Genomic DNA, 12989 nt, shown 5'->3' with positions numbered 1-12989 from the left:
TTTACCCTGTTAAATTTTGTGCAACTGTCTCATTTCAATCAAAACAACGAATATTCCCGCATTGACACCTCAGTGTCAGTGGAGTTTATATTCCTCCCTCCCTCTGACAGGCTTCTCTCTAAATCCTCCCCATTCGCAGCACAATTAGGATTCAATAAATGCACAAATTCTTTAATTTCTCTAATTTGATTTTCTTTATAATAACGGTAATTGGTGTAGGCATCATAAGCAGTCATTCCTGCAATAAAAAGACCTATCATAGTAGCGCCCAGGCCAATAGCTAACCAAAGGAGAGGACCACCTGAAGCCGCTAAAATACCACCCGCTGCCAAAAGAGCAATGCTATTATAAATGGTGTACAATCCTCCAGTTGCAAGTGTAACCCCAGCTGCTGCAAAAGTAGAATTAGCTACGAAATTAAAGCCACCTGTACACGTTTTAATGCTTTCTCTGTTCTGGATTTTTTTTTCTAAAATTCTAAAATTGTTTATTAAGTTATGAGAATCTTTAGATGGATCTTTTAACAATTCAGTTGCCGCATCTAAAATATCGTCAAATAATGATTGTGTTGATGGGATAAATAAATTTCTTAATTCCTCAATGCTTTTTAAAAACTTTTTCCCTTTAGTAAAAAAATGACTGTTCTTTGAATGCGCTAAATTAAAAAAACGCCTGCTTTCAGAAGTATCTAAATATTTTTGCTCAAGCGCTATCTGAAATTGTTTTTTTAACTCATCCCAACCCATAATAATTCCAAAATAGATATGATTTATGGGCGGGAAAAGTATCACATTTTAATCAAAATTAATACAATTAATGAAATATTAGCGATAAATGCTATTATAAACACTTATCAAGGTGTTGTTTCTCTTGCCCTGAAAGATTGTTATGATTTACAGAAGGACTGTCATCAAAAACGATACTACTTAGAAATCGATGCGTGCCATAAATCATCAATTTAGCTGCAACACCGCCTGGAATCGCATAAGCTACACCATTAGTAATCACCACATAGGCCATTTTTTCCCAATTGATGGAGGCCATATTTGTTTCACGTAACCATTTATTACTAATCGCTAAAAGTGTTTTCGTATCCACTTCTTCAAACGATTTATGCAATATCGTTTCATCAAGCAAACCGCGATGATGCACTATTTTTCCAATGAGCTGTTCAGTTATGCGGATTGCCTGCTGTGAAGTCAGCGAAAACGCTTCGGTCAAATAGGTAGCTAGCGAATGAGAGTGTTTTTGTAAGCTGCATTTTTGAAAATGGTTCTGAGACAATAAAACATTTCCAACCTCATAAGCGAGACTTGCAAAAGGCAATAAGTCTCCAAAATAACTCAATAAAGACGCTGTACCAAATTGCTCTGCGGGGATTTTAATGACGTCTGGATTCTCTTTTAGCTGTTCTAAAATAAAGTTGCTGATTACGCGCATGCTATGGAAAAAATAGGATTAACGAAAAAGCAATTCTACCTATGCAACCTTAAGGATTTATGAACACTAAACTGACTTTTTAAATTTTATTTGAGCAGAATAGATTTTACATCATCAGAAAGCCCTGTATTTGGACTCTATGATCGTATTCCACCTTTTGATTTGCAATGAGATTTTGCCCCACTATTACGCGTGCTTTACGCCCTTTCAAAGTCAAAAGATAAAGTGTTCGCAATAGCAGGCTCGCTGAGTGCTAGCGTTAAAAGCCTGTCCACTCCCAACGCAACCCCGCTGCAAGATGGCAAACCATGTGCCAAAGCTTGCAACAAGTATTCATCGGGAGCTGGTTCAGGTAACCCTTTCTTACGGCGAGCAGCGAGATCCTGTTGAAAACGAGCAGCTTGCACACTTACGTCCGTGAGCTCGTGGAAACCGTTTGCTAGTTCAACGCCTTGAACATAAATTTCAAAACGCTCAGCAACCCCTTGATTAATTTTTGCAAGCGCCGCTTGAGAAACGGGAAAATCGTACACCGCGACCGGAACCGAATCTTTCCCCATCGCTGGCTCAACCACATGGCTCATCAGCAAAAACAAATACTGATCAGGATCGTGTTCATCCAAAGCGAGCACATTATCCAACTCAAATCGCTGGAGCGCTTTTTTTAGCTCAGTCAGCGAGGCAGTCAGTGGATCTAAATCACACGTCTCTAAAAAGACTTGTTGATAAGTTTTTCTATGCATAGGGGGCGATTGCAATAGGGTTTGCAATAGCGCATCCATCTCATCCATTAAGCCATGGTGATCCACATTTAATTGGTACCACTCTAGCATGGTAAATTCAGGATTATGCCAGCGCCCTAGCTCATCGTCGCGAAACGCTTTTGCTAATTGAAAAATAGGGCCACTACCCGCCGCTAATAATCGTTTCATATGGTATTCGGGTGAGGTTTGTAGGTAATAAGGCCGGCCTCTAAAAGTCGCTACGATATTGGACAAATAAACATCGGTAATCCCAAAACGCGATAATGTCGGCGTTTCTACTTCCAAATAACCACGCTGGCAAAAGAACGCACGAATTTGGGTTAATAATTTTGCCCGTTGACGTAATGTCTCAATGGATGCAGAAGGCTGCCAAAGCGAAGGATTATGCATCAGTAAAAAATTCCGAGCTCGAGACGTGCCGCTTCGGTCATGCGTTCCTGGCTCCAAGGAGGATCCCAAACTAATTCCACAGTGCAGTCGCTCACCCCTTCCACTTGATTAACGGCGCGTTCAACGGTCCCTGGAAAGGTCTGTGCTACAGGGCACCCCGGGGTTGTTAGCGTCATTTGAACATGAACATGCTGCTCGTCATTGATCGCAATGTCGTAAATTAAACCTAGATCATAAATATTGACTGGAATTTCAGGGTCAAACACGGTTTTGAGTGCAGCAATTACACTGACTTTTAAGGCCTCATTATCCTGTTTCTTTTTCAAGCCGAACATAATAATTACTCCGTGCTAACAGTCACTGTCTCTTTATTAAGCGCGGCTTCCAAAGTATGCCATGCTAAAGTAGCGCATTTAACCCGAGCGGGATAGGCTTTGACGCCAGCAAGGACAGCGAGCTTATCCAAAGAAACGAGTTGTGATTCATCATCGCGAGTGAGCATGGTATGAAAACGATTAAATAGCTCGTGGGCTTCTTGCACAGTCTTACCACACAGTGCCTCTGTCATGAGCGAAGCAGAAGCTTGAGAAATAGCACAACCACAACCAAGAAAACTGATGTCAATAATTTTATGCTCTTTAACCTTCAAATAAACGGTTAATTTATCACCACAAAGAGGATTAAAGCCTTTCGCCTCAGTGGTCGCATCAGTCATCGCATGATGATTTCGCGGGTTGCGATTATGATCAATAATAATTTCTTGATAAAGCTCACGTAATTCCATCATGCGAATACCTCTTTTACCTTGTGCAGCGCTTGTACACAACGATCAATTTCCTCCGTGGTATTATAGAAAGACATTGAGATACGCGCTGTCGCAGCAACATCCAAATAATCCATTAAGGGCATCGCACAATGATGACCACTACGAATTGCAATTCCAGCACTGTCTAAAATAGTACCAATGTCATGCGCATGGATTTTGCCATGTACAAAAGAGACAATGGGCACTTTTTTCTTTGCAGTACCCACGATATTAAATCCTTTGACGGACTTAATTGCTTCTGTAGCGTAGTCAAGCAGTCTATCTTCATAAGCCGCAATGACTTCTAAATCCAATGACCAAAGATAATCCATCGCCGCACTTAGTCCAATAGCACCCGCAATATTGGGTGTTCCCGCTTCAAATTTATGAGGTAAGGACGCATATTCGGTGGCTTCAAGGGTGACGTAATTGATCATCTCCCCTCCCCCCTGATAAGGCATCATGTCATCCAATAACGCTTCCCTTCCCCACAAAATACCAATACCGGTAGGTCCATACATTTTATGGCCTGAGAAAGCATAAAAGTCGCAGCCTAAATCCTGTACATCAATGGGCAAGTGCGCTGTGGCCTGAGCCCCATCTAAAAGCACTAGTGCCCCATACTCGTGCGCCATTTCGATCATTTGTTTTACTGGATTGATCGTTCCCAATGCATTGGATGCATAAGAAATTGCTACAAATTTCGTGTTTTCATTCAAACATCTTTCAAATTCATCTAAAAGCACTTCCCCTTCCAAGGAAATGGGAGCCACTTTTAAGCGAGCACCTGTTTTTTTACACACCATTTGCCAAGGCACAATGTTGGAGTGATGCTCCAGATGAGTAATGAGAATTTCTTCTCCAGGAAGAATTCGTGGCGCTACAAAGCTTTGAGCAACCAAATTAATACCTTCTGTGGTTCCACGAACAAAAATACATTCTCTAGCCGAGTTGGCATGAATAAACCGCTGTACATTATTTCGTGCCGCTTCATATTGCTGAGTAGCACGTACGCTCAAGGTATGGACGCCACGATGTACGTTTGAATTATCGTGGGAATAATAACGGGTAATAGCATCAATCACTGCTTGTGGTTTTTGTGTGGTAGCCGCATTATCCAAATAGGTCAGCGGGTAATCATTTATTTTCTGATTAAGCACTGGAAAATCGCGGCGAATCGCCTCGACATCTAACGTGTCAGTGAAGGCTGTAACGGTACTCATCATTTTACCCCAATTGCTCATTTAACAAGGTAGCCATCCAATCCGCCAAAATGCGATTGGGCACAAGCCGTAAATTCTCAGCGGCAAAGGCATGGATCAAATAGCTACTTGCTTCGCGGCGGTCAATACCTCGCGTTGCTAAATAAAATAGCGCTTCTTCATCCAACTGTCCTACTGTTGCCCCGTGTGTACAAATGACATCATCAGCAAAAATTTCCAACTGCGGCTTCGTATCGATTTCAGCTTGAGCAGACAGCAGCAAGTTTTTATTTTGCTGATTCGCACAAGAATGCTGTGCATCTTTAGCAACGATAACCTTGCCATTAAAGATTGCACGAGAGTGTCCCATTAAAATGCCTTTATAATCTTGTTTACTCTGGCAATGAGGCATCTGATGATAAACAGTGGTGTGGTGGTCAACATGCTGACCCTCAGTGGGCACATAAATGCCATTCAGTAAACAACGCGCCTGTTCTTCTTGTAAGTGTAGACTAAGGTCGCTGCGTACGAGCTTGCCCCCTAAGCTTAATGAATGGCTTTCGAATTGACTTCCCCCTGACTGGTTCACAGAAAGATGGCCAATGTGGTAAGCGGACTTCGCTTCACGTTGTATTTTATAATGCACTACTCTAGCATTTTTTGCCGTAAAGATTTCAGTGACTGTATTGGTAAAATAAGGACAAGCCTCAGCACCACTGTAATCTTCGACAATGGTCGCCTGACTCCCTTGTTCAGCAATGATTAGATAGCGATTGTGGATAACTTGATTCGCTTGGTCCTGCCAATGAGAAAGAACAATGGGTTGATCGATAGTCACGCCCGCAGGCAAATAAATAACTACCCCACAACGCAACATGGCTGTATTTAAGGCCTGAAAACCATGCTCATGATGTAAAGCTTGACCTAAATAAGGTTTTATTATATCAGCATGATGTTCTAAAGCGCAGGTCAACGATTCAATCAAAACACCAGCAGGTAAATCGTCATTATTTTCAGTAAAAACTTGACCATTTTGCACTGTCACACAACCATTCAAAGGCAATTTAATCTCAGTCTTAGCGCGGGCTGGTTGATTGAGGGCCTGCTGAGTAAAGCGCTGCTGCAAAAGCGAATCCACCAGCGTATATTTCCAATCCTCTTGATGCCGAGTCGGAAACCCACAGCGCTGCAATTCAATCAATCCTTGTTCCTGTAACTTGGCTAACCAAGGAATTGTTGAAAAAGCTGCTTTTGCCTGTTGTTGATAGAATTCAATGACTTCGCTCATGCTTGCTCCGTCTCCTCAAGCCAGCTGTATCCCTTTTTCTCTAATTCGATGGCGAGCGACTTATCCCCTGACTTCACGATACGGCCATCAGCCAAGACATGAATAAAATCAGGTTCAATGTAATCCAATAAGCGTTGGTAATGAGTCACTAAAATAATTGCGCGCTCAGGTGAGCGCATGGTATTGACACCCTGAGAAATCACACGTAGTGCATCAATATCCAAGCCAGAATCCGTCTCATCAAGGATAGCCAATTTCGGTTCCAGTGCGATCATCTGCAAAATTTCATTGCGCTTTTTCTCACCGCCTGAAAAACCCTCATTAATGCTGCGGTACAAAAAGCTTTCATCCATCCCCAACAGCTGGCACTTCTCACGAATAAAACTTAAAAATTCAATGGCATCAAGGGGTTTTTTATTTTGCCCTTTACGTACTGCGTTCACTGAAGCCTTGAGAAAATTAATGTTTGTCACTCCTGGAATTTCGACGGGGTATTGAAACGACATAAAAATGCCTGCTCTCGCCCGATCTTCCGGTGCCAATGGCAATAAATCTTGCCCCAAATAACTGACTTCGCCATGGGTTACTTCGTAAGCAGGATGACCAGTCAGCACTTTTGACAACGTGCTTTTACCCGAGCCATTAGGCCCCATAATCGCATGTACTTCACCTGGCTTAACGTGTAAGTTAATGCCTTTTAAGATAGGTTGCCCATTAATGGCGACACTTAATTGTTTAATGTTTAACATATTAACCTACTGCCCCTTCCAAACTAATACCTAAAAGTTTTGTCGCTTCAACTGCAAATTCCATAGGTAATTCTTTCAATACTTGCTTACAAAATCCATTCACAATCATCGACACCGCATCTTCCATATCAATACCGCGTTGCTGACAATAAAATAATTGCTCCTCACTGATTTTTGAGGTGGTCGCCTCATGCTCTACTTGCGCCGTCGGGTTTTTGACTTCAATGTAAGGAAACGTGTGTGCTGAACAGTGTGAGCCCATTAACATCGAATCACATTGCGTATAGTTGCGCGCATTGGTTGCAGTGGGCGCAATGCGGACTAAGCCACGATACGCATTGTGTGCACGGCCTGCACTGATGCCTTTAGAAATGATTGTTGAACGGGTATTTTTACCCAAATGAATCATTTTAGTGCCTGTATCAGCTTGTTGGTAGTTATTCGTTAAGGCGACCGAATAAAATTCACCCACGGAATCATCCCCTTGCAAAATCACACTGGGGTATTTCCAAGTGATAGCAGACCCGGTTTCAATTTGTGTCCAAGAGATTTTTGAACGCTTACCGCGACAAGCACCGCGCTTGGTAACGAAGTTATAAATTCCACCTTTCCCTTCTTTATCCCCAGGATACCAGTTCTGCACAGTAGAATATTTAATCTGCGCTCCATCTAGCGCAATTAATTCAACCACCGCCGCATGCAATTGATTTTCGTCTCGCATGGGCGCTGTACATCCTTCTAAATAAGACACATAACTATCACTGTCTGCAATAATGAGGGTGCGCTCAAACTGCCCTGTTGAAGCGGCATTGATACGAAAATAGGTGGACAACTCCATTGGACAGCGCACGCCTTTTGGCACATACACAAATGATCCATCGCTAAAAACAGCCGAATTAAGCGCTGCATAAAAATTATCACGATAAGGAACCACTGACCCTAAGTATTGGCGCACCAAATCGGGGTATTTCTGAACAGCCTCTGAAAAAGAGCAAAAAATAACACCGACTTCGGCCAGTTTTGCTTTAAACGTGGTTGCGACTGAAACACTGTCGAACACGGCATCCACTGCCACACCGGCAAGCAGCTCTTGCTCTTTAAGCGGTATGCCCAGTTTTTCATAAGTTTTTAATAATTCCGGATCCACTTCATCAAGGCTTTTTGGCCCTTCTTTCTTCGATTTGGGTGCAGAGTAATAAGAAACAGCCTGATAATCGATAGGAGGATAATGCACGCTTGCCCAATGCGGATGAGGCATCGTGAGCCAATGCCGAAATGCGTTTAAACGCCATTCGAGTAGGAATTCAGGTTCGCCTTTTATAGCGGACAAACGACGTATGACGTCTTCATCCAAACCTGGTTCAAAAGTCTCTACTTCAATGTCGGTTACAAAACCATGTTGGTATTCCCTTTCGAGGAGGGAATTAATTTGCTCACTGCTTTTAGCCATGACTAACTCCGCTTGCTAACTGCTTGATGCGGTCAACGTTTGCCGTCGGGAGAGAGGGTTTTGCCAGCACTTCCAGACTCACACTATCCAGTGCAGTTTCTATCGCCTGACTTATCAACCGCCAATTGCCTTGAATATGACACACATGCTGTAATGAGCATTCATTGGGATGCAAACTACACTCTGTCAACCCAAGCTGATCTTCTAATGCAGCAATAATTTGCATCACCGAAATTTCAGAGGCAGAACGCTGCAGGCGATAACCGCCGCTCACACCCCGTACTGAAGTTAATAACCCTGCAGCAGTTAACCGTTTTAATAACTTACTGACTGTAGGAATACTCAGATGCGTATGCAAAGCAATGTCACGCGCATTACAAAGAGACTGTGCACGTCTTGCTAAATACACCATTACAACTGTTCCATAATCGGCCAATTTGCTGATGCGCAGCATACCACCCCCACACCCAATTATCTAGTACTAAATCAGTCTTGATTAAGTATTGATAAATCAGCACTGAAATAGTCCTATTTACTAATATAGTACCAATTTAGTTCTATTTAAAGCAAAACGCGAATGATATCCTATTTTGGGTTGAAATCCAAATACCTTCCGACTCTTACAAGGCAAACGCATCTAATTTGCGAGACTTACACCTTCCAATCTAGGATCGTAATTTGGCTCCCGCAAATTAGATGTATTGCCCTGTATCGATAAACTTATCACTCGCATTTTGCCAAGCGCTCTGGCAAAATCTCTATCCAAAACTGAATATTGGCTAGCTCACGGAGATCTTATGTCAATTAAAAATGCAATTTATGCGCAATCTGGCGGAGTCACTGCAGTGATTAACGCTTCTGCTTGTGGTGTTATTCAAACAGCGAGACTGCATCCCGAAAAGATAGGAAAAGTGTATGCCGCGCAAAATGGGATAATTGGCGCTCTCAATGAGCAATTAATTGACACATCATTGGAAAGCGATGCGGATATTGCCGCGCTGATGCATACTCCTTCTGGCGCTTTTGGCTCATGCCGCTATAAATTAAAGGATGATGGTGCTGAATATGAGCGATTGCTTGATGTTTTTAAAGCGCACAATATTGGCTATTTTTTTTACAATGGCGGCGGGGATTCACAAGATACCGCGCATAAGGTTTCCAAATTGAGTAGCCACATGGGTTATCCCATTACCTGCATTGGGATTCCCAAAACAGTGGATAACGATTTGCCTTTTACTGACAATTGTCCCGGTTTTGGATCGGTCGCCAAATATGTGGCCGTATCGACAATGGAAGCAGGATTTGATGTAGCATCAATGGCCGCCTCCTCAACAAAAGTGTTTATTCTTGAAGTCATGGGACGCCATGCTGGATGGATTGCTGCCGCAAGTGGCTTAGCAGGACAAAGCGCTGAGCAGCCCCCTCATATTATTTTATTCCCTGAAATCCCATTTGACGCTCAGCGTTTTCTCAATAAAGTGAAAGCATGCGTAAATGATTACGGCTATTGTGTCGTGGTAGTCTCTGAAGGCATTCGTAATGAGCAAGGAAAATTTTTAAGCGAAGCTGGTCTACGCGATGCATTTGGCCATGCGCAGTTAGGCGGTGTAGCTCCTGTATTGGCTCAACTCGTAAAAGCAGAGTTAGGGTATAAATACCATTGGGCTGTTGCTGATTATTTACAACGCGCTGCTCGTCATATTGCCTCTCAAGTGGATGTTGAACACGCCTATGCCTTAGGTAAAGCAGCCGTTGAATTAGCACTGAACGGCCATAATGCAGTTATGCCTATTATTAAACGTGAACAAGATTCACCTTATCGTTGGTCTATTCAACATGTGCCATTAGCGGATGTCGCTAATCAAGAAAAAGCGATGCCCTCAGAATTCATCACAGCTGATGGCATGGGTATCACCGAATCGTGTCGACGCTATTTAGCCCCCTTGATTCAAGGAGAAGCCTATCCCCCTTATAAAGAAGGTGTGCCGGTTTATGTCAGGCTGAAAAATAAATTAGTGGAGCAAAAGCTTTAAATTAGGCAATGCTTGGGCATTTGCTCTCAACCATTGAAGCCAAGGAGAGCAAATCCCCGCTTACGCGGGGAGGATAATGTTCTTTAACTTAACAGCAGTAAGTCATAATCAACACGCAAGAATCACCATGGCTTATTAGAATTTTACCATGTAGGATTCAGGTTTCTCCTGTTGTATTTTTTTAATGACGTCTTTACTTAATCCTGTAGCCCCTTGGATTGTACCCAAATTAAAATGTTGTACCCCATTCATCAATGTGATCTCATTAATCCCGTCGGTGCGATTGAAGCCTTCATAAACTTCCAAATCTTCATTGCCCACATTTAAGAAACTATGAAAATTTCCTACGGGAATGGAGATCAAATCCCCTCGATGAACGAGAGTGTGATAAACCTTTCCGTCATCATTCATCAGAGTGAAGAACGCCTCTCCATTTAATACAAATAACAACACATCACCCGAAGTATACCAATGAGGAATGCGTAGTACTCCAGGCTTCATGATCGTTCTTTGCAAAGCCATTCCATCGATAAGAGGATTAACTTTGGAATCTACTCGAGTGATTGAACCTAGTTCTGATTGATAAAGCGGTTTTGTGGTCTTAAAGTTATTCGATAGCTCGCTGTACATATCCCCTTTTTCGGGTGAGGCGGCTGGATCGAATGCACTTAATCGATTAACAGTTGTTTTCTTAATACCGTCAATATCACTTTCCGTAAGCCCAACAGCACGTGCCAGTATGGCATCGGGCAATGAAGCCCAGGCAGTAAGAAAATCCCTATCCGCAGCGATAGGCGAATCATAAACAACAAGAAATTTCATCTTTTCTGGTCCCACATTTTCTAAGGAATGCAGTTTGGCCTTTGGAATAATCCATGTACCATTTTTTTCTACGGTGTACATTTTGGTATTTCCCGCACCTTCCCAAATGGTGACTCTCATTTTTCCACTGAGAACTGTTCCTATCTCAGTCGCATTAGAATGCCAATGCGGAACTCTCATTGCATCAGTCACCACTTCATAATAAAAAAGTAATCCTGAATTATTAGAAAGTAATTGATTTGCGGTTTCCGCAATTCTTACTCCCGCGCTATTTTTATCAATCTGCCCCTGCTTAAATAGATTAATACGATAAGGAAATTCTGCTGCTATATTCTTCGACTCCTCTTGCAGGAGCTTTTCAATTTTAGGATTTGCACTGACAGTGGTGGTTTCAGGGCCTGATGGAGAGGCTGTTGTTTCTGTTGCTTGCGCCGGTGGAATGAATATCACAGCAAGAAGAATAATATTAATTGCTGCTTTCCAATATTTCCTTATCATCTTCAAATTCCCTATTCAGTTCAATGAGGTCATTACCTAAAAATTTAAGGTAATTCTCCTATTTTCTCAGAGTTCTCATTAAAATGATAGGTTGAACTTATTAGACTAGTGATTCACTTAACTTCAATATTATTACCCTCAGAAGGTGACATGAACCACCGGGCAAAATCTTCCGTGCTCACTTTATCAGGTGAGCGGAGCAAGGTATTAAAATCATGATTTCTGAGAAAGGTGACGTCTTTAATAAAAGAAAAAAAATGTTCATGACTTATTTTTTCACAATGAAGGTATTCAGAAGCAAATTCAATCACTTGTTCAGTCAATACAAACGCTTGTTTCATCTGCGTTAAAAATTCGGCGATCATTGGCTTTTCCTGGCTCAACTCACGCGTTGCGGTGGAATAAATTTCTTCTAAACCGTATGCTGATGGAATGACTTTTAAATGGTGTTTTAATTGGTTTAGCAGAAAGATTGTCTCGTTTAAGTTGACCACTTTCGCTTGATCTGTTCGTCGAAACCATTTTTTCTCTCTCTTAATTGCCGTATTCAATAAATCAATCTTCTTATCCATTTCAACAATAAAATGATCAACCACAAAATTTCTTAGTATGCAATTTAAATTATCGACTTTGGTTAGCGCCTTTGCATCATGCCAACTTGCTGTTTGCTCTGGGGGCAAGGCATAATATTTAGGATTAAAATTGAATTCATTGTCAGAAAATAACCAATAATAGGCTTCTTTAAGCAAATGAACTAACGCTTCTGGACCGCTTGTTTTTGAGGTTGTATCAACACGATAATCACCGGAGCCAAAAAAGGAAATGAATCGTCCTAATTGTGAATTACGATGTTTGGCTGTGAGTTGTGGGTCGCGGTAAAGGCTCTGATAATTTTGCACGATGGCATTACGGAAAGCAGAAATGACACGACCATAAGCCTCACTCGCCATGAAATCATTATTATAAAAGCCTCGCGCCCCGCTGAATAAAAAACCATGGGGCGCATCCAAGTCACCTAAAGGAGACTCTCCTGGGAACACGTCTTTGGTATCCGCATAAACGCCACCCTTTCGAAATAAAATTTCGACACGCAAAATATCCGAAGCAGCAGCATAATTTCGATACAGACCTTCAATCTCATCATCAAAAAAATTCCTGGCAGCCATTTCCTGATAAATGGCATGCTCGTGCTGAACAATTGGATGAGTAATTAGCGGGTTTCTGGCGATATCAGCGATAGTAATTTGGTTTTCACTGGCCCACTGCACAAGTTCAAGATAATCTTCATAATTGGACAAATAAGCTTCATCCTCTGGCAATCCTGATTGTTTCGGATCAATAAAAAGCTCAGAATCGATCCAAAGCTTAACAGCATAATCAGGGTTTTGCTTTTTCCAAGCAATGATATTATCGCGCCCTTGCCGATCAGGGACCTTGCCTAACCAGATAAAGTGTAAGTCCTTTGGCAAAATAGCCATAGAAGCCTCGTTTTATTTTAAATACATTGTAATAATAGATGATTTGAGTTGTCAGATTACCTGCGTATTC

General features: G+C 42.0%; 13 protein-coding genes. 1 reads left to right on the top strand and 12 read right to left on the bottom strand.

The window, feature by feature from the left end; all coding sequences use genetic code 11:
• Window positions 1-38: 38 nt before the first annotated feature.
• The 10 genes from B5D33_RS08525 to B5D33_RS08480 all read right to left on the bottom strand — a co-directional run bounded on the left by B5D33_RS08525 (window position 39) and on the right by B5D33_RS08480 (window position 8542).
• Window positions 39-746 carry a CopD family protein gene (locus B5D33_RS08525; RefSeq protein ID WP_058451192.1) on the bottom strand — a complete coding sequence of 236 codons (708 nt, stop codon included), beginning with the start codon at window positions 744-746 and terminating at the stop codon, window positions 39-41.
• A 94-nt stretch (window positions 747-840) separates the two neighbouring features.
• Window positions 841-1440 (bottom strand): hypothetical protein, encoded by a 600-nt coding sequence (locus tag B5D33_RS08520; RefSeq protein WP_058451193.1) that lies wholly within the window; start codon window positions 1438-1440, stop codon window positions 841-843.
• A gap of 197 nt (window positions 1441-1637) precedes the next feature.
• Window positions 1638-2594 (bottom strand): elongation factor P--(R)-beta-lysine ligase, encoded by a 957-nt coding sequence (epmA, locus tag B5D33_RS08515; RefSeq protein WP_058451194.1) that lies wholly within the window; start codon window positions 2592-2594, stop codon window positions 1638-1640.
• Window positions 2594-2929, bottom strand: coding sequence for an SUF system Fe-S cluster assembly protein (locus tag B5D33_RS08510; RefSeq protein WP_058451195.1), 336 nt, complete (start codon window positions 2927-2929; stop codon window positions 2594-2596). Before B5D33_RS08510 ends, epmA begins: the two co-directional genes overlap by 1 nt.
• Window positions 2930-2934: 5 nt before the next feature.
• Window positions 2935-3381, bottom strand: a complete 447-nt coding sequence (gene sufU, locus B5D33_RS08505) for a Fe-S cluster assembly sulfur transfer protein SufU (RefSeq protein WP_058451196.1) — start codon at window positions 3379-3381, stop codon at window positions 2935-2937.
• Window positions 3378-4622 carry a cysteine desulfurase gene (locus B5D33_RS08500; RefSeq protein ID WP_058451206.1) on the bottom strand — a complete coding sequence of 415 codons (1245 nt, stop codon included), beginning with the start codon at window positions 4620-4622 and terminating at the stop codon, window positions 3378-3380. The genes sufU and B5D33_RS08500 overlap by 4 nt, the downstream gene beginning before the upstream one ends.
• Window positions 4623-4626: 4 nt before the next feature.
• Entirely contained in the window at window positions 4627-5889 is a 1263-nt protein-coding gene (gene sufD / locus B5D33_RS08495) for a Fe-S cluster assembly protein SufD (RefSeq protein WP_058451197.1), read from the bottom strand.
• Window positions 5886-6638, bottom strand: coding sequence for a Fe-S cluster assembly ATPase SufC (gene sufC / locus B5D33_RS08490; protein ID WP_058451198.1), 753 nt, complete (start codon window positions 6636-6638; stop codon window positions 5886-5888). Before sufC ends, sufD begins: the two co-directional genes overlap by 4 nt.
• 1 nt (window position 6639) lies before the next feature.
• A complete protein-coding gene (sufB, locus tag B5D33_RS08485; RefSeq protein ID WP_058451199.1) occupies window positions 6640-8088 on the bottom strand; it encodes a Fe-S cluster assembly protein SufB in 1449 nt (482 codons plus the stop codon).
• Entirely contained in the window at window positions 8081-8542 is a 462-nt protein-coding gene (locus B5D33_RS08480; protein ID WP_058451200.1) for an SUF system Fe-S cluster assembly regulator, read from the bottom strand. The genes sufB and B5D33_RS08480 overlap by 8 nt, the downstream gene beginning before the upstream one ends.
• A 343-nt stretch (window positions 8543-8885) precedes the next feature.
• Here B5D33_RS08480 and B5D33_RS08475 point away from each other — a divergent pair, with 343 nt between their 5' ends.
• Entirely contained in the window at window positions 8886-10121 is a 1236-nt protein-coding gene (locus tag B5D33_RS08475) for a 6-phosphofructokinase (RefSeq protein ID WP_058451201.1), read from the top strand.
• A gap of 135 nt (window positions 10122-10256) precedes the next feature.
• Here B5D33_RS08475 and B5D33_RS08470 read toward each other — a convergent pair whose 3' ends face one another.
• Entirely contained in the window at window positions 10257-11441 is a 1185-nt protein-coding gene (locus B5D33_RS08470; RefSeq protein ID WP_058451202.1) for a cupin domain-containing protein, read from the bottom strand.
• A 113-nt stretch (window positions 11442-11554) separates the two neighbouring features.
• Entirely contained in the window at window positions 11555-12919 is a 1365-nt protein-coding gene (locus B5D33_RS08465; RefSeq protein ID WP_058451203.1) for a TcdA/TcdB catalytic glycosyltransferase domain-containing protein, read from the bottom strand.
• Between the last annotated feature and the right edge of the window lie 70 nt (window positions 12920-12989).

This window comes from Legionella maceachernii (assembly GCF_900167045.1).
GTDB classification, from domain to species: domain Bacteria; phylum Pseudomonadota; class Gammaproteobacteria; order Legionellales; family Legionellaceae; genus Tatlockia; species Tatlockia maceachernii.
Note: the sequence above shows the minus strand (reverse complement) of the source record. Positions and strands in the feature narration are given on the sequence as shown.

Excerpts from the sequence above, each read along its gene's own strand:
- sufC (WP_058451198.1), bottom strand. The coding sequence starts at position 6,638 with ATGTTAAACATTAAACAATTAAGTGTCGCCATTAATGGGCAACCTATC.
- B5D33_RS08520 (WP_058451193.1), bottom strand. The coding sequence starts at position 1,440 with ATGCGCGTAATCAGCAACTTTATTTTAGAACAGCTAAAAGAGAATCCA.
- epmA (WP_058451194.1), bottom strand. The coding sequence starts at position 2,594 with ATGCATAATCCTTCGCTTTGGCAGCCTTCTGCATCCATTGAGACATTA.
- B5D33_RS08470 (WP_058451202.1), bottom strand. The coding sequence starts at position 11,441 with ATGATAAGGAAATATTGGAAAGCAGCAATTAATATTATTCTTCTTGCT.
- B5D33_RS08480 (WP_058451200.1), bottom strand. The coding sequence starts at position 8,542 with ATGCTGCGCATCAGCAAATTGGCCGATTATGGAACAGTTGTAATGGTG.
- sufU (WP_058451196.1), bottom strand. The coding sequence starts at position 3,381 with ATGATGGAATTACGTGAGCTTTATCAAGAAATTATTATTGATCATAAT.
- sufD (WP_058451197.1), bottom strand. The coding sequence starts at position 5,889 with ATGAGCGAAGTCATTGAATTCTATCAACAACAGGCAAAAGCAGCTTTT.
- B5D33_RS08510 (WP_058451195.1), bottom strand. The coding sequence starts at position 2,929 with ATGTTCGGCTTGAAAAAGAAACAGGATAATGAGGCCTTAAAAGTCAGT.
- B5D33_RS08500 (WP_058451206.1), bottom strand. The coding sequence starts at position 4,622 with ATGAGTACCGTTACAGCCTTCACTGACACGTTAGATGTCGAGGCGATT.
- B5D33_RS08465 (WP_058451203.1), bottom strand. The coding sequence starts at position 12,919 with ATGGCTATTTTGCCAAAGGACTTACACTTTATCTGGTTAGGCAAGGTC.
- B5D33_RS08525 (WP_058451192.1), bottom strand. The coding sequence starts at position 746 with ATGGGTTGGGATGAGTTAAAAAAACAATTTCAGATAGCGCTTGAGCAA.
- B5D33_RS08475 (WP_058451201.1), top strand. The coding sequence starts at position 8,886 with ATGTCAATTAAAAATGCAATTTATGCGCAATCTGGCGGAGTCACTGCA.
- sufB (WP_058451199.1), bottom strand. The coding sequence starts at position 8,088 with ATGGCTAAAAGCAGTGAGCAAATTAATTCCCTCCTCGAAAGGGAATAC.